Annotated in this window: 27 protein-coding genes; 16 read left to right on the plus strand and 11 right to left on the minus strand. The window is 56.8% G+C overall.

Going from position 1 to position 25,593, the window contains the following annotated elements; all coding sequences use genetic code 11:
• Window positions 1-3: 3 nt before the first annotated feature.
• A complete protein-coding gene (locus ACR0AW_RS05825; protein ID WP_170776335.1) occupies window positions 4-804 on the plus strand; it encodes a glutathione S-transferase family protein in 801 nt (266 codons plus the stop codon).
• A 459-nt stretch (window positions 805-1,263) separates the two neighbouring features.
• Here the strand turns inward: ACR0AW_RS05825 and ACR0AW_RS05830 are convergent, their stop codons facing one another.
• Window positions 1,264-1,818, minus strand: coding sequence for a cupin domain-containing protein (locus ACR0AW_RS05830; protein ID WP_170733109.1), 555 nt, complete (start codon window positions 1,816-1,818; stop codon window positions 1,264-1,266).
• A 155-nt stretch (window positions 1,819-1,973) separates the two neighbouring features.
• Between ACR0AW_RS05830 and aptA the strand changes: the two genes are divergently transcribed.
• The 8 genes from aptA (at window position 1,974) to ACR0AW_RS05870 (ending at window position 10,453) form a co-directional block, all read left to right on the plus strand.
• The gene (aptA, locus tag ACR0AW_RS05835) at window positions 1,974-3,296 is read left to right on the plus strand and encodes an omega-aminotransferase AptA (protein ID WP_170733110.1); all 1,323 of its coding nucleotides are present in this window, start codon (window positions 1,974-1,976) and stop codon (window positions 3,294-3,296) included.
• A 34-nt stretch (window positions 3,297-3,330) separates the two neighbouring features.
• Window positions 3,331-4,842: a CoA-acylating methylmalonate-semialdehyde dehydrogenase gene (locus ACR0AW_RS05840; protein ID WP_480438758.1), complete on the plus strand. Its 1,512-nt coding sequence runs from the start codon at window positions 3,331-3,333 to the stop codon at window positions 4,840-4,842.
• A gap of 25 nt (window positions 4,843-4,867) precedes the next feature.
• Window positions 4,868-5,977, plus strand: coding sequence for an alanine dehydrogenase (ald, locus tag ACR0AW_RS05845; RefSeq protein WP_170733111.1), 1,110 nt, complete (start codon window positions 4,868-4,870; stop codon window positions 5,975-5,977).
• A 72-nt stretch (window positions 5,978-6,049) separates the two neighbouring features.
• A complete protein-coding gene (gene dctP, locus ACR0AW_RS05850) occupies window positions 6,050-7,060 on the plus strand; it encodes a TRAP transporter substrate-binding protein DctP (protein WP_170733112.1) in 1,011 nt (336 codons plus the stop codon).
• 98 nt (window positions 7,061-7,158) lie between these two features.
• On the plus strand, window positions 7,159-7,746 hold the full coding sequence (locus ACR0AW_RS05855) for a TRAP transporter small permease subunit (RefSeq protein WP_170733113.1): 588 nt from the start codon (window positions 7,159-7,161) through the stop codon (window positions 7,744-7,746).
• A complete protein-coding gene (locus ACR0AW_RS05860) occupies window positions 7,743-9,035 on the plus strand; it encodes a TRAP transporter large permease (protein WP_170733114.1) in 1,293 nt (430 codons plus the stop codon). The genes ACR0AW_RS05855 and ACR0AW_RS05860 overlap by 4 nt, the downstream gene beginning before the upstream one ends.
• 143 nt (window positions 9,036-9,178) lie before the next feature.
• Window positions 9,179-9,589 (plus strand): universal stress protein, encoded by a 411-nt coding sequence (locus ACR0AW_RS05865; RefSeq protein ID WP_170733115.1) that lies wholly within the window; start codon window positions 9,179-9,181, stop codon window positions 9,587-9,589.
• Window positions 9,590-9,820: 231 nt separating this feature from the next.
• Window positions 9,821-10,453, plus strand: a complete 633-nt coding sequence (locus tag ACR0AW_RS05870) for a tyrosine-type recombinase/integrase (RefSeq protein WP_170733116.1) — start codon at window positions 9,821-9,823, stop codon at window positions 10,451-10,453.
• Between the two features lie 160 nt (window positions 10,454-10,613).
• On the opposite strand, the gene ACR0AW_RS05875 is transcribed toward ACR0AW_RS05870, so the two are convergent.
• On the minus strand, window positions 10,614-11,534 hold the full coding sequence (locus tag ACR0AW_RS05875; RefSeq protein WP_170733117.1) for a LysR family transcriptional regulator: 921 nt from the start codon (window positions 11,532-11,534) through the stop codon (window positions 10,614-10,616).
• Window positions 11,535-11,649: 115 nt separating this feature from the next.
• Here ACR0AW_RS05875 and ACR0AW_RS05880 point away from each other — a divergent pair, with 115 nt between their 5' ends.
• The 4 genes from ACR0AW_RS05880 (at window position 11,650) to ACR0AW_RS05895 (ending at window position 14,537) form a co-directional block, all read left to right on the plus strand.
• Window positions 11,650-12,600, plus strand: a complete 951-nt coding sequence (locus ACR0AW_RS05880) for a glutathione S-transferase family protein (protein ID WP_170683961.1) — start codon at window positions 11,650-11,652, stop codon at window positions 12,598-12,600.
• Window positions 12,601-12,641: 41 nt separating this feature from the next.
• Window positions 12,642-13,529, plus strand: a complete 888-nt coding sequence (locus tag ACR0AW_RS05885) for a DMT family transporter (protein ID WP_170451064.1) — start codon at window positions 12,642-12,644, stop codon at window positions 13,527-13,529.
• Window positions 13,530-13,568: 39 nt separating this feature from the next.
• Complete coding sequence (locus ACR0AW_RS05890; protein WP_170511100.1) at window positions 13,569-13,946, plus strand: nuclear transport factor 2 family protein; 378 nt, start codon at window positions 13,569-13,571, stop codon at window positions 13,944-13,946.
• A gap of 93 nt (window positions 13,947-14,039) precedes the next feature.
• Window positions 14,040-14,537, plus strand: coding sequence for a DUF6653 family protein (locus ACR0AW_RS05895; RefSeq protein WP_170733118.1), 498 nt, complete (start codon window positions 14,040-14,042; stop codon window positions 14,535-14,537).
• A gap of 67 nt (window positions 14,538-14,604) precedes the next feature.
• Here ACR0AW_RS05895 and ACR0AW_RS05900 read toward each other — a convergent pair whose 3' ends face one another.
• A complete protein-coding gene (locus tag ACR0AW_RS05900) occupies window positions 14,605-15,204 on the minus strand; it encodes an HdeD family acid-resistance protein (protein ID WP_170451070.1) in 600 nt (199 codons plus the stop codon).
• Between the two features lie 20 nt (window positions 15,205-15,224).
• Entirely contained in the window at window positions 15,225-15,536 is a 312-nt protein-coding gene (locus tag ACR0AW_RS05905; RefSeq protein WP_170451072.1) for a hypothetical protein, read from the minus strand.
• Window positions 15,537-15,699: 163 nt separating this feature from the next.
• On the opposite strand from ACR0AW_RS05905, the gene ACR0AW_RS05910 reads away from it, so the two are divergent.
• On the plus strand, window positions 15,700-17,292 hold the full coding sequence (locus tag ACR0AW_RS05910; protein ID WP_170683955.1) for a tetratricopeptide repeat protein: 1,593 nt from the start codon (window positions 15,700-15,702) through the stop codon (window positions 17,290-17,292).
• Window positions 17,293-17,389: 97 nt separating this feature from the next.
• A complete protein-coding gene (locus tag ACR0AW_RS05915; protein WP_170565561.1) occupies window positions 17,390-17,620 on the plus strand; it encodes a hypothetical protein in 231 nt (76 codons plus the stop codon).
• Between the two features lie 299 nt (window positions 17,621-17,919).
• Here the strand turns inward: ACR0AW_RS05915 and ACR0AW_RS05920 are convergent, their stop codons facing one another.
• Together ACR0AW_RS05920 and ACR0AW_RS05925 are read right to left on the minus strand one after the other, a co-directional pair.
• The gene (locus ACR0AW_RS05920; RefSeq protein ID WP_170733119.1) at window positions 17,920-18,708 is read right to left on the minus strand and encodes a VOC family protein; all 789 of its coding nucleotides are present in this window, start codon (window positions 18,706-18,708) and stop codon (window positions 17,920-17,922) included.
• 365 nt (window positions 18,709-19,073) lie between these two features.
• Window positions 19,074-19,499, minus strand: coding sequence for a VOC family protein (locus tag ACR0AW_RS05925; protein ID WP_170565567.1), 426 nt, complete (start codon window positions 19,497-19,499; stop codon window positions 19,074-19,076).
• A gap of 103 nt (window positions 19,500-19,602) precedes the next feature.
• On the opposite strand from ACR0AW_RS05925, the gene ACR0AW_RS05930 reads away from it, so the two are divergent.
• On the plus strand, window positions 19,603-20,196 hold the full coding sequence (locus ACR0AW_RS05930; RefSeq protein ID WP_170733120.1) for a TetR/AcrR family transcriptional regulator: 594 nt from the start codon (window positions 19,603-19,605) through the stop codon (window positions 20,194-20,196).
• Between the two features lie 174 nt (window positions 20,197-20,370).
• Here ACR0AW_RS05930 and ACR0AW_RS05935 read toward each other — a convergent pair whose 3' ends face one another.
• Genes ACR0AW_RS05935 through ACR0AW_RS05955 form a run of 5 tightly spaced genes read right to left on the minus strand, consistent with a single transcriptional unit; the run spans window position 20,371 to window position 25,576 of the window.
• Window positions 20,371-21,765, minus strand: coding sequence for an FGGY-family carbohydrate kinase (locus ACR0AW_RS05935; RefSeq protein WP_170733121.1), 1,395 nt, complete (start codon window positions 21,763-21,765; stop codon window positions 20,371-20,373).
• Window positions 21,762-22,076 (minus strand): L-rhamnose mutarotase, encoded by a 315-nt coding sequence (gene rhaM / locus ACR0AW_RS05940; protein ID WP_058272415.1) that lies wholly within the window; start codon window positions 22,074-22,076, stop codon window positions 21,762-21,764. The genes ACR0AW_RS05935 and rhaM overlap by 4 nt, the downstream gene beginning before the upstream one ends.
• Window position 22,077: 1 nt before the next feature.
• Window positions 22,078-23,061 carry an ABC transporter permease gene (locus ACR0AW_RS05945; protein WP_170733122.1) on the minus strand — a complete coding sequence of 328 codons (984 nt, stop codon included), beginning with the start codon at window positions 23,059-23,061 and terminating at the stop codon, window positions 22,078-22,080.
• A complete protein-coding gene (locus tag ACR0AW_RS05950) occupies window positions 23,058-24,038 on the minus strand; it encodes an ABC transporter permease (protein WP_170624480.1) in 981 nt (326 codons plus the stop codon). Before ACR0AW_RS05950 ends, ACR0AW_RS05945 begins: the two co-directional genes overlap by 4 nt.
• On the minus strand, window positions 24,035-25,576 hold the full coding sequence (locus ACR0AW_RS05955) for a sugar ABC transporter ATP-binding protein (RefSeq protein ID WP_170624482.1): 1,542 nt from the start codon (window positions 25,574-25,576) through the stop codon (window positions 24,035-24,037). Before ACR0AW_RS05955 ends, ACR0AW_RS05950 begins: the two co-directional genes overlap by 4 nt.
• Window positions 25,577-25,593 lie beyond the last annotated feature (17 nt).

Below are 25,593 nucleotides of genomic sequence, written 5' to 3' on the forward strand. Positions count from 1 at the left end.
ACCATGACTAAGAAACACATCGTCTATCATATCCCTGTCTGTCCCTTCTCGCAGCGACTGGAAATCCTACTGGCGCTGCGCGGACTGACGGATGCCGTGGAATTTCGTGTCGTAGACATCACCAAGCCGCGCGATCCCGAATTGCTAGCCAAGACCCGAGGGACGACAGCCTTGCCCGTGCTGGAAACCAGCGACGGCCGCATATTAAAAGAAAGCCTCGTGATCCTGCGCTATCTTGATGAGGCGCTGCCAGGGGCACCGCTGCGCCGCAGTGATCCTGCCGAGCACGCCATTGAGTCGATGTTAGTAGCCCTCGAAGGACCCTTTACAATGGCAGGCTATCTCTTTGTCCTGAATCAGGATCATGCGCGCCGAGATGAGCATTTGAATAAACTCCTCGCGCTCTATCGAGACCTTGATGATTTCTTAGCTCATCATAATCCGACTGGCCCATTCCTGTTCGATGACTTCGGTTTGGCAGAGGCTGTTTTTACCCCGATGTTCAAGCGGTTTTGGTTCCTTGACTACTACGAAGGGTTCAAACTACCCGTTGGCAAAGATTATGACCGGGTACGAGCGTGGCGTGATGCATGCATGGCGCATCCAGAAACATCGCAGGTGACTGAAGAAGAGATCGTCAAACTCTACTACGACTACGCGCTCGGGGCTGGAAACGGCGCCCTACCTGACGGTCGCAGCGTTTCAAGCTTCGCCTTTGAGCCGCCCTGGCAGTCAAGGCCCATGCCCCCGAGGGAAAAGTATGCGGTTACAGCCACCGACAAAGAGCTAGGACTTGTCGCCTGACCATGGAGTGGATAGCCGACACCGGACGCTTAAGGTCGACGGCATAACTGGCCAGCATGGCGTGCCTGAGCTTCAAACAAGTGTGGCGAACGGCCCAAAGCGGCCATTTGCACCAGCCACATCGAAGGTCTGGTTCGAGCATAACAACCGTTCGCTGCGTTCTGTTTGAATGACCGCCTTGCGGACAAAGCTGCCGATAAGTCATTTTGTCGGGCTGTGTGACAACGGCCCTTAACCGACATTCAGCACGGCACCGATTTTCTGCGGGTGCAGCCCGCATTCCGGCCATTCGCTGCACGCGCGAAATCTAAAAAGCCCACCGCCGAGGATCGCGCGAGAAAGGCGGCAAATGGCCCCTGGTTGTGAGTGCCGATTGCATTTGTACATTCTAAATTGGTCGTCGAGTTTGACTATCCCGAGAAATATTGAAAACGCTCACAAAAGAGCTCTTTCATTTAGTCAGAACGACGAAGGAGTGCAGGCGCTGATCACTTTGCATGGCATATCGCCGGCATTCCGAAACCTGTGTGGCAATATGCTTGAGAAGTAGTATGCGTCCCCGGGACCCAGAACCCTGGACTGCCCATCTACGGTCACTTCAAGGCGGCCCTCTATCACAACCGCACATTCCTCTCCTTCGTGCGACAGTTCAGATCGGCCCGAGTCGGCACCGACATCGTACTCTTCTATGAGCATCTGGAGTTTTCTGTCTCGGCGCTCTCCTGCGACAAGCAAATAGGAGACTCCAGGTGATCCCAAGTCGCGCATCCTTTCGTGCGGGTAAAAAAACGACTCCTCGTTTTGCAATTCAAAACTGAAGAAGAAGCCCAAATTGACGTCTACCGAGGCAAGGATCTTCTTTAGCAAAGCCACAGAAGGTTGGGTCGAACCGCTTTCGATTTGAGAAATCGTTCCGCTACCCACTCCCGCGCGTTTGGCCATTTCGCGTTGACTGAGGCCTTTGGTCGTCCGAATCAACTTTAGACGACGGGCTGTTTCGAGATCTGATGACAATACCGTTACTCTAGTGCTTTCTTGCTTTGGATCGAAAGCATTTTAGGGGTGCAATGATTTTTTTCAATAACTTACAGATTAAAATAAAACCGGATGTGCTGAAGATCTGAACTCTGCAAGGATTTGTCATCAAATGAAAATCTGTTTCACGAGGAATGAACGTGCTCGATCAACCCAACACAATGTCATCGTTTTGGATGCCGTTTTCGGCCAATCGTGATTTCCTTCGCGAGCCCCGAATGATCCAAACAGCCGAGGGGATGTACTACACCAGTTCTGATGGTCGGAAGGTCATGGATGGCACCGCCGGACTGTGGTGCGTCAACGCGGGTCACCGTGATCCGCTGATCGTTGAAGCGGTTCAGAAACAGGTGCACGAGTTGGATTATGCACCGAACTTCCAGTTCTCCCACCCTCAGGCATTTGAGTTGTCGGCAAAGCTGACAGCGATGATGCCTGAGGGGATGAGCCACGCTTTCTTCACCAATTCTGGCTCCGAGTCTGTCGATACGGCGCTCAAGATCGCGCTGCATTACCACCGCATGCGCGGGGATGGGGCGCGCACGCGTTTGATCGGGCGTGAGCGTGGTTACCACGGTACCGGCTTCGGTGGCATTTCGGTCGGCGGCATCGTGAAGAACCGGATGCATTTCGGGACGCTCCTGACAGGGGTGGATCATCTGCGCCACACGCATGATCCAGAGCAAAATGCCTTTTCACGCGGCTGCCCGGAACACGGCGCTGAACTGGCGGATGATCTGGAACGGTTGGTCGCGCTTCACGATGCATCGACAATTGCGGCAGTGATCGTTGAGCCGATGGCCGGGTCCACCGGTGTGCTTCTGCCGCCGAAAGGATACCTGCAGCGGCTACGCGAAATCTGTGACCGTCATGGCATTCTGCTGATTTTCGACGAGGTCATCACCGCCTTTGGTCGTTTGGGGGCCGCGACAGCATCCGAGTATTTCGATGTGAAGCCGGACATCATCACGACGGCAAAAGGACTGACCAACGGTGTCATCCCGATGGGTGCGGTCGTCGTTTCAGACAAGATCTATGCATCGGCGATGGAAAACGCAGATGCGCCGATCGAGCTGTTCCACGGCTATACCTATTCCGCCAACCCTGTGTCCTGCGCCGCTGCGCTGGCTACGCTGGAAAGCTACAAACAGAACGACCTGTTCCGCCGCGCTGCGTTGCTGTCGGGGCCTTGGGAGGATCAGCTTCACAGCCTCAGGGATCTGCCGAATGTCATCGATATTCGCAATCTGGGACTGGTGGGCGCGGTCGAGCTGGCACCACGAGAGGGCGCACCGGGTGCACGGGGCTATGATGCGATGAAACGGGCCTGGGACGCGGGAATAATGATCCGTGTCACAGGTGACATCATCGCCTTGTCGCCACCACTAATCATCTCGGAGCCCGAAATAACGACACTTTGTCGAACACTTGGAGAGGTATTGGCTGACTTGCCATAACCCCTGACTTCTAACCCCAAAAAGGACTGACATCATGAAAGATGTATCCCCGATCACCTTGATCGGCCACTACATTAATGGCCAAATCACTGTTCCTTCCAGCGAAAAGACCCAGCCGGTATTCAACCCCGCAACCGGGGCACAAACCGGCGAGGTGTCACTGGCGAACGTCCAGACTGTCGACGACGCAGTGGCCGCTGCCAAAGCCGCGTTCCCGAAGTGGTCGAACACACCGCCAATCCGCCGCGCCCGCCTTATGAACAACTTTCTGGCCCTGGTACGCGAGCATAAGGGCGATCTGGCACGCGCCATCACGGTTGAGCATGGCAAGGTGTTCACTGACGCCCAAGGCGAAGTTGAGCGTGGTATTGATATCATCGAGTTTGCCTGCGGTATCCCGCAACTCCTCAAAGGCGATTACACCGAGCAGGTCTCCACCGGAATGGACAACTGGACAACGCGTCAGGCGTTGGGCGTTGTGGCTGGGATCACTCCCTTCAACTTCCCGGTCATGGTGCCGATGTGGATGTTCCCGATCGCCATCGCCGCAGGCAATACCTTTATCCTGAAGCCGTCGCCGACCGATCCGTCCGCAGCGCTGCTGTACGCGGATCTGATGCAGAAAGCCGGTTTCCCTGATGGTGTGTTCAACGTCGTACAAGGTGACAAGGTCGCCGTGGATGCGTTGTTGGAGAACGACGACGTCAAGGCCGTGTCCTTCGTCGGTTCGACCCCGATCGCGAACTACATCTATGAAGTTGGCGCGCGGCACGGCAAACGCGTTCAGGCTCTGGGTGGCGCAAAGAACCACATGCTGGTTATGCCCGATGCCGACATGAACAAGACCGCCGACGCCCTGATCGGCGCAGCCTTTGGCTCGGCAGGCGAACGCTGCATGGCTATCTCGGTTGCTCTGCTGGTTGGTGATGCTGCCGACAAACTCATGCCAGTTCTGAAAGAGCGCGCCGAAACTCTGAAGGTCAAGAATGGCCTAGAGCTGGACGCCGAGATGGGGCCGATTGTCACCGCCGCCGCACGTGACCGCATCAAAGGGTACATCGACTCTGGCATCGAAGAAGGTGCGGACCTGTTGGTCGACGGTCGCGACTATACCGTCGAAGGGCATGAAGAAGGGTTTTTCCTGGGCGGTACCCTGTTCGACAACGTCACACCCGACATGAAGATCTACAAGGAAGAGATCTTTGGCCCCGTCTTGTCCTGCGTCCGCGTCTCGAACTTTGCCGAAGGCCTGCAACTGATCAACGACCACGAGTTTGGCAACGGCGTGTCGTTGTTCACCCGCGACGGCAATGCTGCACGTGAGTTTGGCAAGCAGGTTCAGGTCGGCATGGTCGGCGTGAACGTTCCGATCCCGGTTCCGATGGCCTGGCACGGCTTTGGCGGCTGGAAGAAGAGCCTGTTCGGAGACATGCACGCCTATGGCGAAGAGGGTGTGCGTTTCTACACCAAGCAGAAATCCATCATGCAGCGCTGGCCCGAGAGCATCTCGGAAGGTGCTGAGTTTGTGATGCCTACGGCGAAATGATCATTCGATCCAAGGAGTGAAGAACATGTTCATTGGTGTTCCCAAGGAAATCAAGAACCATGAATATCGGGTTGGCCTGACCCCCGAAAGCGTCGCGGAACTGGTCTCGCATGGTCACAACGTCATCGTAGAGACCAATGCCGGGACTGGCATTGGCGCAGATGACGACGCCTATCGCGCTGCCGGAGCCGAAATTGCTGCAACTGCAGCCGATATCTTTGCCAATGCAGAGATGATTGTGAAGGTGAAGGAACCTCAGGCCGTTGAGCGCACCATGCTGCGTGAAGGTCAGATCCTTTATACCTATTTGCATCTGGCCCCCGACCCGGAACAAACCAAAGATCTGGTCGACTCGGGCGCTGTCTGCATCGCTTATGAGACCGTCACCGACGACAATGGCGGTCTGCCCCTGCTGAAACCGATGAGCCAGGTTGCCGGTCGCATGTCGATCCAAGCCGGGGCCAGCGCGTTGGAAAAGGCCAAGGGCGGTCTGGGCGTATTGCTGGGCGGCGTGCCTGGTGTGAAGCCGGGCAAAGTTGTGGTCATCGGCGGTGGTGTCGTTGGCTTCAACGCGGCCCAGATGGCCGTCGGCCTGCACGCGGACGTGACCATTCTGGACCGTAACCCTGCAGTTCTGGAGAAGCTGGAAAACCACTTCGAGGCCTCGGCCAAGGTTGTCTATTCAACCAAAGCTGCACTGGAGGAAGAAGTCACCAATGCCGATCTGGTTGTTGGCGCGGTTCTGATCCCGGGCGCTGCTGCGCCCAAGCTGGTCTCGCGCGAGCTGATCTCGAAAATGAAACCCGGTGCGGTCGTCGTGGACGTGGCGATCGATCAGGGCGGCTGCTTTGAAACGTCCAAAGCCACCACTCACGCAGAGCCTACCTATGTTGTCGACGATGTTGTTCATTACTGCGTCGCCAACATGCCGGGCGCAGTCGCCCGAACCTCGACCTATGCACTGAACAACGTCACGCTGCCGCACGCTCTGGCTATTGCCAACAATGGCTGGAAGCAGGCGCTTGCAGACAATCGTCACCTGATGAATGGCCTGAACGTGGCCCACGGAAAGGTGACGTACAAGGCTGTGGCCGATGACCTTGGATACGAGTTCATCGCCCCGGAACTTTGCTGACATCAGCAAATCAACGCCCGCTCCAGCACGCCGCTGGGCGGGCGTTACTCGTCAACCAGGAGGAGATAACCGATGAGTTTTAATAAGTTTACCACAGGTATGGCAGCAGGAGCACTGAGCGCCCTGATGTCGACTGCTGCATTCGCGGAAGACATGACTCTGCGTTTTGCCGGCGTATTCCCGATCGATCATCAGGGCACGAAGATGATGGAACAGGTCGCAGCGGATGTTGCAGCTGCGAATGTCGGCCTGAAGGTCGAGGTTTTCCCGGCAAACCAGTTGGGCTCCGGTGAGGCGCTGTTCGAAGATGTTGCACGTGGCAATATCGATCTGGCCTCGGCGTTTATCTATGCCGACACGGATCCGCGCCTTGAGTTTCTATCCATGCCGTTCCTGCTTGGGGGTTGGGATGACATGGAGAATACCCTGCTCAACATGGATTCCGAATTCAACACCATCCTGCAAGAGATCACCGACGAATACGGTGTCCGCGTGATGGCGCAGAACCCTGAAGGCTTCATTGGGATTGTCTCGTCGCAAGAGCCCGAGAACTGGAACACATTTGACGACAAGGGCATGAACATTCGTGTCTGGTCGTCCAGCGTCGTGAAGTCGATGGTTGAAGAATTGGGTTACCAGGCAACAACCATGGCATGGGGCGACATCTTTCCCGCACTTCAGGCCGGTATCGTCGATGGGGCGATCTGCTGCACCAAGACCGCGACCTACTCGATCTTCGCCAAGTCGGATGTTGGCACCCATTTTGTCGAATACAACTCGATCTCAGAGCTGACTACATTCTACGCGTCGCAGCGGACACTCGACAAACTGAACGACGAACAGCGTGCCGCGCTGCAAGCTGCGATGACCAAAGCCTCGGAAGACTTCTTTGCATACAACCGTGAGAATGACGAAGTCTTCGGTCAGAAATTGCTCGACAAAGGCTACACCATCCTGCGCCTGAGCGACGAAGAACAGGCTGCGATGGCCGCTCATGTTCAGGAAACGGTCTGGCCCGCGATGGCACAAAACGTCGGTCAGGACATCATCGACCGCCTGCTGGCAGCTAAAGAACAGCAATAAACATAAAGAAAAGGGCCAGCAAATCAGTTGGCCCTTTTTTGGTCTTTAGCTCAACAAAGGGAGGGAGAAAGATGTCTAGTACAGAAGCTGAACGTCCATTGGTCGTTGAAAGCGCAGAAAAGAAAAGCTCTCAAAAAATCACTGACGAGCTGCCGGTCGTAATTGGGTATCCATTGAAAGCAGTGGCGTTCGTCATGAGACAGATCGTTATGTTTTCCGGTTTCCTGATGGCATTCACGTTTGGGGCCGTTGTTGTCATCCGGTATGGATTTGGTGGCGATCTTTTTGCCTATGAAGAATGGCTTCTGGGCATCAGCATCATAGGCTTTTTTGCAGGTGCTGTTCTGGCTTCTGCCCGCAACCTGCATATCAACGCGGACATTCTTGGCATTGTGATCCAAAACCCCCGATTGATCTGGTGGCGCGGCTTTGTCGTTCTGACAGTCGAGGTGCTGGTAATCCTGTTTCTTATGTATGCGTGTTACGTCTCGCTGATCGATGACTTCTCTTTTCCTCGACTGCGCGCAACCCCGGTGCTGCGTATTCCGTTTGTGACCTGGCGGATTGGAATCATGATTGCCTTTGGCTTCATGGCAACGTTCACGGCTGCATACTTGTACGTGCATATCCGTAAGGGGCTTGGCCTTCCCTTGAGATCGGAAATGCAAAAAGGAGAAACCCAATGATCATCGGAGGAAGTCTTCTTATTGTCTGTTTCATGCTGCTATTGGGCGTCAGCGTTTATGTGGCATTCGGATCGGTTTTGATTTTCATCGCCATTGTCGGAGATCAATCCATCACCGGTTATTTGCCGACCGGCTCCACAGGCATCCGCTCACTGGTACTTCTGGCGATCCCGCTCTTCATGATTGCAGGTGGCATCATGGAAAAAGGTAAAATTGCCGCCCCGCTCGTCTCACTGGCTGAAATGTTCATTGGCCATATCAAAGGCGGTCTGAGCGCCGCGGGGGTATTGGCCTGTGGGGTTTTCGGCTCCATCTCTGGTAGTGCAAATGCGACGCTGACCTGTATTGGCGGCATCATGATGCCCCACCTGAAAAAGGCCAACTATCCGGGTGGGCAATCGGCGGCTCTGATCGTGGCGGCCAGCCCGTTGGGTCTGTTGATCCCGCCGAGTTCGTCTCACATCCTTTATGGCTGGGTTGCACAGCAGCACGTACTGAAGTGCTTCTTGTCCACGGTCATTCCGGCGATCATCCTGATCACGCTTTTGATAATCGTTAATCAGTTCATGCTGCGGAAGTATGACGACATCAACCTGACGGAACGTCCTAAACCGTTCCTGCCGACATTCGGAGTTCAGGCGCGCCTGGCCGGACCTGCGCTTATGATGCCGTTGATCATCCTTGGCGGTATCTATGGTGGTATCATGACACCGACCGAAGCCGCCGGTATCGCAGTGGTCTACTCGATCCCAATCGCGATCTACTTCTATCGTGGCCTGACCTGGAAAACCCTGGCCCAGACGATCCAGAATTCCGGTGTTACGATTGGTGTGGTCATGGTCATGATCTTCATGGTTCTGATCGTGTCGGACAACCTGATCTCGCAGGGTGCACCTCAGTTGGCCAAGGATCTGGTCTATTCCGTTTCGGACAATCCGGTCATCATCCTTCTGATGATCAACGTCGTGATGATCCTGATCGGGATGCTCATGGATGATATTTCGGGTCTGCTTCTGGCAACACCAATCCTGCTGCCCATTGCTCAGAGCACCGGCATGGATCCCATCCATTTTGCGGCCGTGATTGGCGTGAACTTAGGTATGGCGAACATCACCCCTCCGACTGCACCTTTACTCTATCTTGGTGCGCAGGTCTGTGATGAACCGGTTTCGCGCATGTTATGGCCGACTTTGATCTTCATCGTCTTTGCCTGGCTCCCAACGCTGATGTTGACAACTTTTGTACCAGAGTTGGCCCTGTTCCTGCCGGACCTCCTGCTCAGCAGGTAGCGACGGGAAAGCACAAATAAGCCCAAGACGAAATAGCACGCACCCCAACCTTACGGCTGGGGTGCCTGAGCGCCCTCCTAAAGATGAAGTGGGAGAGGCCAGTTCGCAGAAGAAAACTGAAAACCTAAATACGGAGGTTTAAAATGTACAAAAATATTCTAGTCGCGCTGTCTCTCGAGCATGGCATCAGTGAACACGCGCTTGTGGCGGCACATGCCCTTGTATCCGAAGGTGGAAAAATCACTGCCGCGCATATCCATGAGCCCCCAAATAGACAGATAATGTACTATATGGATGAAGGGATCGCAGAAAAATCTCTCCAAAAAGCAAAGGCGCGCTTGGCCGAGCGCCTAACAAGTGAGACCGACGTGTCGTCTATCTTGCTCGAGAGCCAATCGGCAGGTCGCGCAATCACTGAATACGCCAACAAACATGGCATCGACTGTATCGTCCTCGCTTCACACAAACCTGGGATGAAAGAGTTCTTTTTGGGTTCCACGGCTGCTCTCGTTGTTCGCCATGCTCAGTGTTCGGTGCATGTACTCCGACTGTGACGCCGGCACCCGCAACATGTTCGTAACTTCGCCCAGTGAAATCTGCGGTGATAAGCACGTCTCACGGTGACCAAGGTCTAATTTTGGTGCACCTAAAAGAGTTTCACTTTGCGGCCTTTGGGAGGTAGGATTCGCAGCCGATCTCGGCGGCAACGCGGCATCCTGTGATATCCTCTTTCGTCAACGTCGGGTTGTCGTTGTGGGCGGGAATGGCGGAAAGGAGGATCAGTTATGGAAACACCAAATTTACCTGCCATTCGCGCGCTTCGCCCTGCTTGGAACAAGGGACGCATCGTCGGTCAAAAACGGCCGTTAAAACCCAAACACGTCTGGGCAATTCGAGTAAGATTGGAGCTCGCAGAGAACCATCGCGACCTCGCTCTCTTCAATATGGCCATCGACAGCAAGTTGCGCGGCTGCGACTTGGTTAAGATGAAAGTCGTTGACATCATGGCCTCTGGTCAGATCAAGGAGCGGGCTTCCGTGCTGCAAAGTAAAACTCAGAAACCCGTCCGCTTCGAAATTTCTGAAGGAACTCGGGCCTCTGTCGAGAAGTGGATGGAAGATGAACTTATGGTTGGGTCTGAATACCTTTGGCCAGGGCGTTTCCATGAGCGTTTGCACATTTCAACGCGCCAGTATGCGCGGATCGTGCGTGATTGGGTCACGTCTATAGGTTTGGAAGCAAGCGCATATGGCACGCATTCAATGCGGCGGACAAAGGTCACTCAAATTCACAAGAAGACAGGCAATCTGCGCGCGGTACAACTCTTGCTTGGGCATACCAAGATGGACAGTACCGTTCGGTATCTCGGTGTTGAGCTTGAGGATGCACTTGCCATAGCAGAGGCCATTGAAATCTGACTACTATGGGCCGCTTTCGTTAGCGGCCCAATCCAGCCGTTCAAGAATATCCGACTCTGCACTACAGCATTCCCCGAAGAAGACATTGCCGGACTGCCCCGCACTTTGGGTGTTCTTGGTCGGTCCAGGTTTAATGTTAGAGTATCATCGGCCCTTGCCCCTAAAGCGGACCTGCATCCATATCCCAATAAGGCACGTCGTGCCCGATGCGTTCTACGACGAAATCCAAAAACGCGCGAACTTTCGCTGGCATGTGCTTTCGTTCAGGGAAGACTGCGTACAGCGCCTGTTCAGGCAGGCGATACTCGGGCAGCACCCTGACCAGACGGCCACTGGTCAAGTGGGCTCCGGCAATAAAGGTCGGCAGGCGGCCGATACCAAGACCGTCAAGCAGCACGGTGCACAGGGCTTCACTGTTGTTCACGCGCAGAACACCAGATGTCTGAACGCGCATGTCACCCGCGGGCCCGGCTAAGCGCCATTCCGAAGGGTCGCGCGAATAGGCGTAGTGAAGGCAGGAATGCGCCAGAAGATCCTCAGGTGTTTCTGGCGTTCCGGACTGCGCAAGATAGTCCGGCGCAGCGACAATCACGCTGTGGATCGGGGCGAGTTTGCGTGCGATCAGGGCCGAGTTCGGCAACGTTCCGGCGCGTAAGGCCACGTCGATGCCCCCTTCGACGAGATCGACAAATTTGTCATCCATCGTCAGGTCAATTCTGATCCCCGGATATTGCCTGAGGAATGCAGCAATCATAGGCGCAACATGCAGTTGTCCAAAGGACATGGGTGTACTGAGCCTTAGTAATCCAACCGGTTGCCCCTGCAACGCCGCAACTGCGTCTTCGGCGTCCTGCGCTGCGTCAAGCGCCTGCGCCGCGTGGGCCAGATAGATATCGCCCGCCTCGGTAAGGGAAATGGACCGTGTCGACCGATGAAAGAGCTGCGTTCCCAGATGGGCCTCCAGCACGCCGATCCGCTTGCTGACCGCTGATTTTGTAAGACCCAGATGCCGGGCGGCGGCTGCGAAACCGCCATGGTCCGCCACGGCCACAAACACAGGGATAGCGCCAATTTCAGTCATGTTTTGCGATCCTTTGGGCGAATTATTCTCACCTATAAGTTTCAAATTCACACGATTATCATCAAATAGAAAGCCTAATAGGTATCTGCATGTCCTGTTAACGCCGGAGGCTGCCATGCCCAAGATGCTTATCAACGGAGTTCTGCGTGACAGACCGCTCGCCTCGGACGGTCGTTTTCACCGCCTGCAAAGCCCATTCACGAGCCACATCAGCGTGCAACCAGGCGCCCCGTTTCCGAACACGCCCGGCCGATACCACCTTTACCTGTCCAAAGCCTGCCCCTGGTGTCATGGCGTCGATCTGATTCTAACTTTGAAAGGCTTACGCAATGCGTTCAGCATCACATGGATGGACCCGGTCATGTCGGAAAACGGCTGGGTCATCGACCAGACGCTGTTCAACGATCAAAGCGGTGTAGAACGCACCCGCTTCCTTTACGAAGTCTATCAGCACGCCAAGCCGGATTACACGGGTCCGATCAGCGTGCCTGTGCTACTGGACACGGATACAGGCCGGATCGTCAGCACCGAATCGGCCGAGATCATGCGCATGCTTCAGACGGCGTTTCCCGATACCGCGGGACCCGATCTTCGCCCGTCCCATCTTTGCGACGAAATCGACCGGATCGCCGAACAAATTCAGTCACCGATCCGCGAAGGCGTCTATCGCGCCGGGTTTGCAACCAGCCAGATCGCGTATGGCGAGGCCGTAACGGCGCTCTTTGCCTGCCTCGACGCGATTGAAGAAACGCTTGGCCAACGCCGGTTCCTAGCCGGAGACGTGCTGACAGAGGTTGACCTGAAGCTGTTTCCGACGCTTCTGCGGTTTGACCCGGTCTATGTGACCCACTTCAAGACCGACTACAAACGCATCAGCGACTATGTTGCCCTGTCCCGCTATCTGGCCGACATCATGCGGTTGCCGGGCGTGGCTGACACTGTGGACATGGCCCATATCCGTCAGCACTACTTCCTCAGCCATCGGCACATCAACCCCAGCGGAATTATCCCGATCGGCCCGGCTTCTCTGCGCTTAACCGATGTGCCGGAAATGGGGGCCGCGTGATGCCTGATATTGTCAGAAGATCCCCTGTATCCGCGCTGATCATGGCCATCGGTGTCCTGGTGGGGGTCAGTTTCACTTTGTCCAAATTCGTCTCGATGGCAGGAATATCAGCTCTGACCGCTTTGTTCTGGCAGGTTTTGCTGGCCAGCATCGCGCTGTTGGCGTTGTGTTTGCTGTCGCAGAAGCGCGTGGCGCTCAACGCGCGGCACATTCCCTATTATGTCGGCGCCGGAGTTTTCGGTGTCAGCGGCCCCGCTGTGATCGGGTTTCTGGTGCTGGAGCATGTGAGCCTTGGGTTCTATTCCGCCCTCGTCACGCTGTCACCGCTGTTTACCTTTGCGATAACGGCACTGATCGCGCGCAGGATGCTGCCGTTGCACCGCCTGGTTGGTATTCTGATCGGCCTTGCCGGGGTCAGCCTTGCCACCATGGGTGGGTTTGACCTGTCGGGAGTCGAGCCGGCGTGGATTGCCCTGTCGCTTTTGGGGCCCTTGTTTCTGGCCTGCGGCAACGTCTTTCGCAGCTATGCCTACCCGCCCGGCGGCGATCCGTTGGGGCTGGCGACCGGAACGCTTCTGTCACAGCTGTTGCTGATTTCCGCCCTAATACTGGGACGCGGCACCACAATCAGCGACGTCTCGGTGCCCCCTGCCCTGCTTGGCGCAATCTTCGGCATCGGATCCATCACTGCGCTCAGCTATGCGCTGACCTTCGAAGTACAGCGGCGCACGGATGGCGTTGGGTTCGCCCAGGTCGGCTATTTTGCCACGCTTTCCGGCATCGCAATCGGGGCAATTGTCTTTCGGGAACCTCTTGGCCTTGGGCTGCTGGGGTCCCTCGCAATCCTGTTCCTTGGGCTAGCCGTCACCAACGGTCACCTGAAACTCCCGCCGGTCCTGCACCGTCGGTCACAGGCCAACCAGACTTAGACCCACCGATAACTTTCAAACAGAAAAGGAAACCAAAACATGCAAATCACTGCCCCCACCACAGCGGCCCACGCGCCCCGGATCGCATCCCTTTACACCGCTGTTGACGCGCTGGACGAAGCCGGCGTTGTCGAGCATGTCACCGAAGACGTGCAGTTCCAGCTTGGCAATTTCGAACAGATTGACGGGCGCACAGCCGTGCAAGCCGCGAACGCAGGGTTCTTTGCCACGATCCAGGGTATGCAACATACCATCACCGGCATCTGGTCCAGCGGCGATACTGCGTTCTGCGACGGCACCGTTCACTATACGCGCAAGGACCAAAGCACGCACGACGTGCGCTTTGCTGCACGGTTCAACTTTCGCGAGGACAGGATCGCGGATTACCGGGTGTATGTGGATATCTCCGGTCTTTGATGCCTTTGGCCAGGGCAGCGCGCGTTGCCTGCCGCTCTGGCCGACACGGGCAGAAACGGCCATAATTGCGATCCAGCTTCGGAAGAGGGTTCGATGACCGATCGCAGCATTCTGGAACAGCTCATGACGATGTCCGACGACGTCTGGGACCGGCACACCAACCCGTGGAGCGGCTGGAGCCGCCTGAGCATCCCGCCCCTGTTCGTTCTGGCCGTCTGGAGCCGGGTTTGGCTGGGCTGGTGGTGCCTTGTTCCGGTCGTTGTTGTTGTATTCTGGACATGGTGGAACCCCCGCGCCTTCCGCAAAACGGGCAATCCGGAAAACTGGATGTCCAAAGGTGTACTTGGGGAACGGATCTGGCTTGCGCGCGCGAAATCGCCGATCCCTGCAAGGCACCGCCGGATGACTCTTATTCTGGCCGCAGTCAGCGCGGTCGGAATCGGCCCCTTGGTCTGGGGGCTTTGGCAGCTTCAATTCTGGCCGACGCTTCTGGGGTTGCTGCTGGTTATGGGTGGGAAGCTGTGGTTTCTGGACCGCATGGTCTGGCTGTTTGAAGACACTCGGGCAGCAAGCACCTGGCAAGGAAAATAGCGGCGCTGTGAAAACGGAAAGCAGGAGCATCAGATGCCCCTGCCATTCCGGGTCTGCCAGGACACGCTTAAGCTTGTGGACCCCCATGCGCCGAGGACCGCTGCGACAGCCCCAAAGACATCAGGGACACACCGGCGAAAATCAGGTTCAGGCCGGCAAGAACCCCCAGCAGAACAAGGGACGAGCCATTGACGATACCGGTCAGGATCAGGCCGCCAAGCAGGATGGCCATCGCGCCGGACGCAATCATCAGCGCCATGGGCCGCTCCTGACGCGACCGAATGGCAATTACGATCCGCAACACACCTTCGGCCAGAAAAACCGCGCCAAGCGCAAGGGTCAGTGCCAGAACGCCGCCGAACGGATCAAGCAACAGAACAAGCCCCGCAAGCGCGTTCAGAACACCGATGGCCAACAGCCAGAAGAACCCTTTCCACGCCTTTTCCGCAAATGCCTGAATCGCTGTGACGATGCCTCCGCCCAGCAGGGCCACGCCGACAAAGGCTTCGACAGCGAGCGTGGACATCAGCGGGAAGGCTACGGCGCACAGCCCTACACAGAGCATGGCGACGCCGAGCACAATCAGCCAGACCGGTCGAGGCTGCCAACCGGCGACCTCTTCCATGAGCGCGGGTTTCGGCACGGTTTCATTAACTGAATCAGTCATGTCGACCTCCAGGATCAGGGTCAGGCGACCGACTTGTCGAGATGATCGCGATAGGCGGCAACGGCGGCGTGCAAGGCTTCCCAATGGTTCTTCGCCTGATCATGCGCGTCCGTCACAGCGTCTTCGCCTTCTTTCTGGATGCGATCGGCAAGGTCAGTGACCTTGTCTTTTGCTTCCTGCAGATCGGATTGCAGCTTTGTCACCTGCTCCTGGGTCCACTTGTCGGTCGCGTCGCCCGCGTCCTTGACCTTCTGTTCGAACGATTTCAGCTCGTCCTCGACACGGGTATAGTCGTCTTTGGCTTTCTGTACGAATTCGGAAAATGTTGTCATGGTTCAGTCCTTTCATGGGTCATATGTTTGCTGGGCTCTTTTGAGCGCCATGGCCCAGACCCTCGCAGATCCACGGCCCGCATCCGAGTGAGTCACGGTTAAACCGTCGCGCTGTCTTGTGGCGCTGCTCGTCATCGGACAAAGTTGAGCGACGGAGGGAAACATGCTTGCCGAAGTAAGCTCTGCCATCGATCCAAGCGCTATTCAGGAACAGTTGAAGCGCGTCCTCGTCAGTCCGCATTTCGCGGATACCACGCGCCTGAACCGCTTTCTGTCGCATATTGTCGGCGAAGCGCTAGCGGGTCGGTCCGAGACGCTGAAAGGCTATGCAATCGGCATTGACGTTTTCGACAAGCCCGAGGATTTCGACCCCACCATCGACACGATCGTTCGGGTTCAGGCCAATAAAATGCGCAGCCGGCTGGATCTCTATTACGCTCAGGAAGGGCGCGAGGACCCGGTTCGAATACATATTCCCAAGGGGTCCTACGCCCCGGTTTTTGAGATCGCGTTTGACCCCGAACGCCGGACCGATGCCGAAACGCCCCCGGCGGCAACCGGACGGGTCGCGGTGGCCGTGATGCCCTTTGACAACTTGAGCGGAGACCCGTCGCAGGAATATCTGGCCGATGGGTTTACCGAGGAAATCATCTCGGCCATCGCCCGGTTTCGCGAGGTGAGCGTGCTGTCCCGGCACGTCACCTTTCGCTTTCGCGGCCGCGGCCGCGATCCGCGCGCGGTCGGAAGCGAACTCGACGTCCAATATCTGGTCGAAGGCAGCGTGCGACATTGGGACAACAAGCTGCGCGTCACCGCCCAGCTTATTGACGCGGAAACCGGCCAACAGGTTTCCGCGGACACTTATGACCGCGACCTGAGCGCGGACAGCCTATTTGAAATTCAGGACGATATCGCCGCCCGGATCGCCACGGAAATCGCGGAACCCCACGGAGTGATCCATCGAACAGGTGCAGTGCAGCGCAGGGCACAGACGCACACGCTGGATGCCTATCAGTGCAGGTTGCTGGCCACCGAATACTGGCGTGAACCCACGGTTAAAAAACACAAGAAGGTCCGCGACCTGCTGGAGCGCGCCGTTGAGATTGATCCCGAATATGCCGGCGCCTGGGGGATGCTCGCGATTGTCTACGGCGACGAACTGCGCGGCGGGTTCAATTTTCGCAAGTCCCCCCCGCCCTTTGATCGCGCGCTGGAGGCCGCACAGCGGTCGGTCGCTCTGGATCCGCTGAACGCAACCGGCCAGCACGCGTTGTTTTTGACCCATTTTCATCGTGGAGAGTTCGAAAGCTTTGAAGAAGCGGCCGCTAAAGCATTGCGGGCCAATCCGAATTATCCAGACATGTTGGCCGATCTGGCGGCCTGCTTTGCGTTGCGCGGCGATCTTGAACAGGCCGCGAGACTGAGCGCCCGCGCGATCGAGCTGAGCCCCAACCCGCCCGGCTGGTACCACGCAAGCACGTTCCTGATCTGTTTCATGAAAGATGATTACAGCGGCGCGCGTTCAGCGGCGCGCAAAGTCGGTGGTGGCATGTGGAATGGTTCTGAAGTGCTTGAGCTTATGTGCATCCCTTACACGGAACCGGACGCCGACCTGGATTCAACCCTGTTGGCCCTGAAGACCAACATTCCCGATGTTGACCGTTTTATCCAGACGCTCTACGCGATCTGGCATGTGCCATCTGACATCTCACAGAAAATGACTGAGGCGCTGCGCGCAACCGGGGCGCTGGACTGAGGTCCGGCCGTCAGGAATTTAACGGTGACTAACTCTGCCCGTTCGACCACTGTGCGTAGGCTGGTCCTGACATCGCAAACAGACCCGGAACCAACCAATGCTAACTCTGCCTCAGCGCCTTGATCTGATGAAACTTGCGACGGATATCGCAAAAACCAAGGCCAGCTGGTCCGAAGAAAAGCCGACCAAACTGGAAGAGGAAATCCTATCCATTTATGAGAGGCTCAGGCCAAGTGTCGAAAGCGGCAGCGCCTTTGAGAACACCAGCATGTCTGATGTGAAAACCGCCGTTGACGTCGCCTCGACCATCGACGGATTTCTGGAATAGCCGGTCCTTGTTTTCAAGGCCAAACAATGCCGTTTCGCATCAGGATGTTGCGTGCTCACAATTCTAACAACTATCAAGTGCAATCGCCCCGACCCGAACCTCAAGTATGGTTCTCGCACACTTCGCTAGCAGCGCGCTTTCCTGCCTTCGCTGCGATTGTGAAAACTGGCGCTAAATGTATTATCTCTAACGGGGCAAAGTGGAATTGGGTTACACTTGTACTAAAGTCAGATTTGAGATTTTTGACCCACTTGAGGATGCCGTTATAGACAATAGACTGCGAACCTTTCGACCGAGCATCAATTCTGGACGACACAGCACAATGCCCCAGTTGCATCGCATACCAGACCCTTCTCAAAAGTATTTTTATTTTTCTGATGACGAGCAAGCACGGAACCTGAGCCTGAGTTGATCTTGCTGAGCGCGTTTTCGAGAAAGTCGACGCGAACACCCGGCGCCCACGCCACGTTGTTGTTGGGAACTGCAGGTTCCGCTGCACATATCGCCAACACTTCGTCTTTTAGACTAATTGGTCTCTGTGACGAAGGTACGTTTCTAGCAGGTGAGAGATTCCATCCGAACATTTGGTGGTAGAAGTTGTCCGGGAATGCGCCGCCGCGAGATAGGTAGTGTTCGTGCGTAAACTGACGAGCGGGGACAGGATAGTCGTGAAGCAAAACTGATATACCGAAGAATGCGCCAAGCGGATCACGTAAGAGGCAGTTCCGGCCAACCCCCGGAACTTCAAAGGGAGGTTTCACTACTGATCCTTCAAGCTTGACGGCGAGTTTGGCGGCCTGATCTACATCTTCGACTTCAACATAAGGAATCCACCCTTCAAAGAGCACCTGATTTTGAGAAACGACCCCGGCCCCTGCCTCTCCATCGAGAGTTGCGAGGACAAAATCTCGATGGCCGCCGCCCCATGCGAAATCTGTGGCGTGTTCGACAATATAGCTCCAACCTGCCACGCTTTCGTAAAATGACCTGGAAGCTTCCACATCAGGCGTGAAAAGATCGTGCCAGACAACTCGGCCAACTTTTTCTTTTGTCACCGCGACTTCATCCAAACTGTTTCCGTTCGCCATAACTCTCGTTTGCGGTCCAAATATTGATGCAGATCAATTTGCGCGGTTCTGGTCCGTGAAGTCACTCAATTCAGTGGCTCCGTTGGCGGTCAGCCATTCTGCAAATTTACCCATAGCATCCGTTGCGGGGCGATCCGAAGGCTAGGCGAAGCAGTATTTACCAGCGTTAACGGCTTCACTGAAGGGTTGTATCAGGCGGCCGTGTTCGGTGTAGCGTTCGAACAAGGGCACAGATAACAAGGCCGCCCCAGTATCAAAGGTGGCCAACTCGGCAAGGGTCACTGATCTGTCCAGAATTGGTCGCTTTACACGCGGGCAAATCGTTCCAACTGCTTCGAACCAACCTGGCCATCCGGCACCACGAATTACGACGGTACCGCGTCGGCTGCATATTGAGACAGGAATTCCTCTGAGGGTGGGATCTGAGTGATAACATCAATCAGTACCCCGTTTGGATCGCGATATATCGCATGGCGTTGGCCAAACGGCTCGCTCACAAGTGACTTTGCCACCGGAACTCCTTCCGACCGAAGTCGTTCATCCACTTTGTCGACATCCTCGACTTCAAAATTAAGGATCATGCCCGTAGACGCACCGCGGGAAATCTCCGGGATCGTCTCGTGGTCCGACTGGACGATCGCGAGGTTGACCGACGAATCCACTTCACTTTGTAGATGCACATACCAATCCGCCTCGAATGCCGAGCGGAAGCCAAAGTGACGTTTGTAGAACTCTGCCGTCTCAGAAACCGTTTCAGACTGAATGACCGGATAATATTGAGTGACACGCATTTTTGACCTCCCTAACTTACATGCACTTTGTATGTATCATAGATTTGCAAATACATGCAAGATGTATGTAAGGTGCTTGTAGTGATATTCGGAGCCGCTAGATTTGCCCACAGAAAAACCCGCCCGACGCAGCCAGGCAGACCGACGCGCCGAAACGCGTGCCAAACTCGTAGAAGCTGCCCGAGAACTGTTTGTGAATTCGGGATTTGCCGATACTGCAACCCCAGACATCGTGCGTAGGGCCAGCGTAACCCGCGGCGCGCTGTATCATCATTTCAAGGACAAGGCTGACCTTTTCCGCGCCGTCGCAGAAGAGGAGGCCAAAGCAATCTCACACCATATTGACCAGGAAACGCGCAATGTGGCCGATCCCGAACAGGCCATGGTGACAGGATCGAATGCCTTTTTTGATGCGATGTTGGTTCCAGGTCGGGTGCGCCTCCTGATGGAAGAGGCCCCAGCGGTATTAGGGCACAGCACCGCTGTCGCGTTGACCCGGGCCAATGGAACAGAGGAACTTCGTGAAGGGCTTTCGCGGGCTCTTCCTAAGCATTCACCAAAACAGATCGATGCTTTGACTAATTTGTTGTCGGCCGCGTTTGATCGCGCCGCTCTTGAGATCGCCTATGGGGGCGATCCGGAGGTCTACAAGGAGGTTATGAACCATTTGATTGGTGAAGTACTCAAGGGCAACTAGCAGACCTCGGAAGCCCCGCAGTATGGGTCCCTACCCTTTCTTCCGTGAGTTACTCGGCCCAAAGCGGCCATTTGCGTCAGCCGCATCGAAGGTCTGGTTCGAGCCCATTCCGTTCAGTTTCACGCTGGTCCCCAATGTCTGAAATCGGAGTTCCGTGCAGGTTTTTAGGGTATCCTATGGGCGTGGTTCCAGGCCTGCTTTTGCGGCTCTGTGCCAACTGTTCGCGTAACGTTGGTAGCTCACGTCGGTCTTGTGAAAATAGGTTTCGACGTCGAAGGCCGCGCGCTCGGGGAGTGCGCCTGTCGCCAAGAGGGCGGCTCCCTGGCTCGTCCCTGTTGCGGTGACGGTCGCGTCGACCCTGCAGTTTGTCGCCGCGGCGAGCATACTGGCGAAGCCTTTGTTCCTGGCAAATGGACCTTCGACGATAATGGGGCCCTTGTGTCCGGTCAGCGACAGGCATTCCGCGGTCATCAATCCGAGGTAAAAACTCACCGCCGCCGCGCGTTCCTGGGTTCCGGGCAAAGGCTCTGACCCCATCCAGCTGTGTTTTTGCCCCTGAAACGGTCCGCTGTCCGGGACCATTGCGGGCAAGAGCATGGGGCCGTCTTTCGCGACCAGGTCAAGGAATTGCTCTGCACATTGAGTGGTTTGACCGTTCATCGCCAACTCGAACTCGCGTCCCCCCATGAAACGGGCGGAGGGTACCGGGGCACCCAGTGCGTTGACGTTAAGAAGCGTGTCACGCGAAGGTTCCAGAGTTACTTCTTCGCCGCCGATGGTCATGGCAATGACCCATGTCCCGGTCGAAACGACGGAAAACGGCCCGGTTCGGGTCAGTATATGAGGCAAAAGCGATGCGTTTGAATCGTGGATACCGCAGTACACCGGCGTGTCAAAGCGCAGGCCGGTTTGCGATGCGACCTGCGGCAACACGGGTCCGAGAACCTCCGCAGATTTGCGCGCGGGCGCCATTTTTTCAGATATACCCAACCGTTCGACCAACGAAGAATAGTGCGCCTTGGACGGTTTCCACAGATCCGTGTGACAACCAAGGGACGACACGTCGCTGGCCGGCACTCCTGTCAGGCGATGCCCCCAGTACTGCGGATAGGTAACAATGGCGGCGGTGCGTTCGCGAAGCGCGGGGTCCTGCTCAAATTGCCAATGCAACTGCGCACCCAGGTTCAGACCCATCGGCAACCTTTGCGATCCGGTTTCCTCAAAGGGCGGGCGGATGGCGTCGTACGCCGCGGCCAGATCATCAGGGCCTGTGTGCTCATAGTCGAGGATCGGGGCAGCAAGGGCGCCGTCTGGCGCGATCAGGGCACAAGACGCCCCGTGGGTCGTGATGGAAATGGCATCTACGCCGTGCGCCTTCTGAAACTGCTCCAACCCGTCCAGAAGGAAGCGCCAGATCGCCTCAACATCAAAGTGCGGATAGGGTGGAGCGACGAGAACCACGTTAGGCCGGGTCAGTACCTCCACTTCGGACATGTCAGTCGCATCGACCAGCGCAAGCTTGGCGTTGGTCTTGCCGATGTCGATGACGGCGACGTGCCGGGGGGTCATGGCATGTGGAAGACGGGCGTCAGCGGCACCGCCACGGGTTCGTTGTCGGGCTTGGTTTCCATTATGTCCGCCATATGCGCCCACCATCGCTGCATGATCTCGTTGCGGGGCAAGGCATCCATTTTGTGGTCGTCGGTGCGCCAAAGGACGCCAAAAAGAATGTTCGTTTCTTCGTCCAGATGGATCGAATAGTCAGACACGCCCGCGTCTTTCAGCAGCGTGGCAAGCTCTGGCCAAATCTCATCGTGGCGCTTTTCGTATTCATCCCTGCAGCCCGGGTTGAGCTTCATCTTGAAGGCGTATTTTTCCATGTCAGCCCCTCCACATCGACCAGAGCCGGGGCAGCGCGATGACCGTGATCAGCAACGCCCCGATAACAATCGACATCACGATACCGGGCACGTTCAGCAAGCCAAGTCCGAAAGTCACAAGCCCCATGACAAAGGCCGCGATCACAACGCCGGGGATGGAGCCGGAGCCGCCGAGGATGTTGACCCCGCCAAGGACGACCATGGTCACGATCTCAAGCTCCCACCCGAAGGCAATGGAGGGTCGGGTCGAGCCGAGGCGGGATGTCAGGCAGACGGCGGCGACCCCGGACATCAGGCCCGTCAGCAGGAACAGGGTGAACTTCACCCGGCCCACCCGAATGCCCGAAAACAGCGCCCCCGTGGCATTGTTTCCGATGGCATAGACCGCGCGGCCGAAATTGGTCATGTGCAGGACGACCGCGTAGATCACCGCAATGATGGCGAAGAGGACGAATTCGAAGGAAATCACCCACCAGACATAGCCCTGCCCGAAAAAGGCGAAATCGGCTGGATAGCCCTTGTAGACCTGATCGCCCAACACGATGAAACTGATCCCGCGGAAAAGGCTCATCGTGCCGATGGTGACGACGATGGATGGCAAGCCAAGGCCGGTGACGAGGAAACCGTTTACCGCGCCACAGGCCAGACCGACGGCCAGACCGATGAGGACCAGCCCCTCTGTCCCGACACCCGCCTGCACGGCGGCGCCAATGGCGGTCGAAGCCAGTGCGATGATTGCGGCGACGCTGAGGTCGATTTCGCCAGAGATTATAAGCAGGGCCATGGCAAAGGCGATCATCGCCTTTTCGGTGAAGTTGAAGGTCGCGTCGGAGAGGTTCCAGGCATTCAGGAAATAGGGTGAGGCGAAACTGTTGGCGATGAAGATGCCGATTGCGACCAGCATCAGCAGGCTTTCCCAGCTTTTTAGGTTCCGCTCCAGCGGCGAGCGCAGGCGATCGGGGATCGAGCGTGCCGTCGTGGTCATGTCGCGTGCTCCGCGCGTTTTAGGATGACGCGGCCCTTCGTCCGGTTGGCCTGGGCGTTTAGAACAACCGCGATGATGATCGCACCGCCCGAGATGGCCATCTGCCAGAAGGGAGAGATGTTCACGACCGGCAGGGCATTGGCAATGATGCCGAGGAACAGCGCGCCCAGCAGCGCGCCGGGGACCGAACCGATGCCACCCATGATCGACACGCCGCCAATGACGCAGGCCGCCACGACGGTCAATTCAAACCCCCCAGCAACATCGACATAAGCAACCGCGAAGCGAGAGACCCAGAGGTAGCCGGTCAGACCGGCCAGCGCGCCAGAGATCGTGAAGGCCCAGAACTGGGTCCGGCCCACGTTGATCCCGGCATAGGTCGCCGCATGGGGGTTGCCCCCGGCAGCGTAGAAGGCGCGGCCCAGGGTGGTGCGGGTCATGACAATGGTGAAAAGGATCACCGCCGCGATGGCAAACCAGCTTAGCACCGGAAGGCCAAGAAGCTCGGTGCGCGGGAATGCCTTGAAAGTGTCGCTCATCTCGTGGCTGTTGACCCATTTGCCCTCGGTCAGAAGGAAGATGGTTCCCCGGAAGATGGTCATGGTGCCAAGCGTCACCACGATAGGCGGGATGTCCAGTTTCCACACAAGGATACCGTTGAACATTCCAAGGCACGCCCCGAACCCAGTGGCCACGGCCAGCGTTACGATAATCGGCAGACCTGGTGCCGAGATATTGATCAGGGACACGACCATGCCGGTCAGCGCGAGGTTGGCGGCGACCGAGAGGTCGATGCACTTCGTCAAGATCACGATCATCTGGCCGATAGCCAGCAGGATCAGCGGCGAGGTGTCGTTGAAGACGGTAGCCAGGTTCGACAGCGTGATGAACGCCGGGAAGCGGCTTGAGATGATGCCAAGCACCAATGCGATGGCGACCAGCAGCAAAAGTTCGCGGGAGGCGAGGATACGTTTCATTGCGCGGCTTCCCTGATCCCTGCGGCGTGGCTGACAAGCGTTTCGGGCGTGATCTGGTCGCGGGCCAGTTCCGCCACTATGCGCCCCTCGCGCATGACGATCACACGGTCCGACATGCCCACGATCTCGGGGATTTCGGAACTGACCATGATGACGGCGAGCCCTTGCGCGGCAAGCTCCGCCATGAATTCATGCACGGCGGCCTTGGACCCGATGTCGATGCCCTTGGTGGGTTCGTCCAGGATGATGACCTTGGGCTGGGTGGCGAGCCATTTGGCGATCACGACCTTCTGCTGGTTGCCGCCCGACAGGTTGCCGACATCGGTGTCCAGCGAAGCGGCGCGCAGGTCGAGACGTTCGGTATATTCCCGCGCCAGCTTGAATTCCTCGGCCAGCCTGATGAACCCCTTGCGCGAGGTGCGAGCGAGTGACGGCAGCGTCACGTTCTGAAAAATCGGCAGCGCGCTGATTGTGCCTTGCTTGCCCCGGTCCTCCGGGACATAGACGATGCCACTTGCGACCGCGTCGGCGGGCGATGCAATCGAAACCGGTGCCCCGTCGATCCTCAAGCTTCCGCCCGAGAGGCGGGTGATCCCGAAAAGGGCCTGCATGAATTCGGACCGACCTGCGCCGACCAGCCCGTAAAACCCGAGTATTTCGCCGCGCCTGAGCGTGAAACCGATATCCGCGAATTCGGTCGGGTGGTCGTACCCTGCGACTTCGAGGATATCGTGGCCGACGTTGTGGTCGCGTTCGGGGAAAATCTGGCTGACGTCGCGGCCTACCATGAGCTTGACCAGTTCCGGCTCGCTGACATCTACAATCGCCCCTTCGCCGACCATCTGGCCGTCGCGATAGACGGTGTAGAAATCGGCGATGCGGAAGATCTCGTCAAACTTGTGGCTAATGAAGAGGATCGCCTTGCCTTGCGCCTTCAGGCTTTCAACGAGTTCGTAAAGCTCTTCGATTTCTTTCTGACTGAGGGCTGCGGTCGGTTCGTCCATGATCACAACGCGCGCGTCGATGGACAGCGCCCGGGAAATGGCAACCAGGTGCTTGTTCGCGGTTCCAAGGTCCTTGAGCGTCGCGCCCGGATCAATCTTGGCCCCGATTCCATCCAGAATCTCGCGCGCACGGGTCGCCATGGCAGTTTTGTCGATCAGGCCAAATCGCCCCTTTGGCGCATGGCCGAGAAATATGTTTTCCGCCACCGTCAGTTCGTCGAAAAGGACGGTTTCCTGATGGATGGCGGTCACGCCAGCAGTTTCGGCGGATTGCGGTGTCGGGAAACTGAGAGCCTCGCCATCGATCCGGATGTCACCCTCGTCGGGTTGATAAATGCCCGTCAGAACCTTCACCACGGTAGACTTGCCAGCACCGTTTTCGCCCACCAATGCCGTGACCTTGCCCGGGTAGAGGTTTAGCGAAACATCTGAAAGGGCCCGCACGCCGGGAAATGTCTTGGTCACGCCGGACAGGCTCAGAAGCGGTGTAGGGGCGGCGGCGTTCGACACGTCTGGTCTCAATTCCAACTGCATGGACGGTGTTTCTGGAT

The organism is Ruegeria sp. C5 (assembly GCF_056537605.1).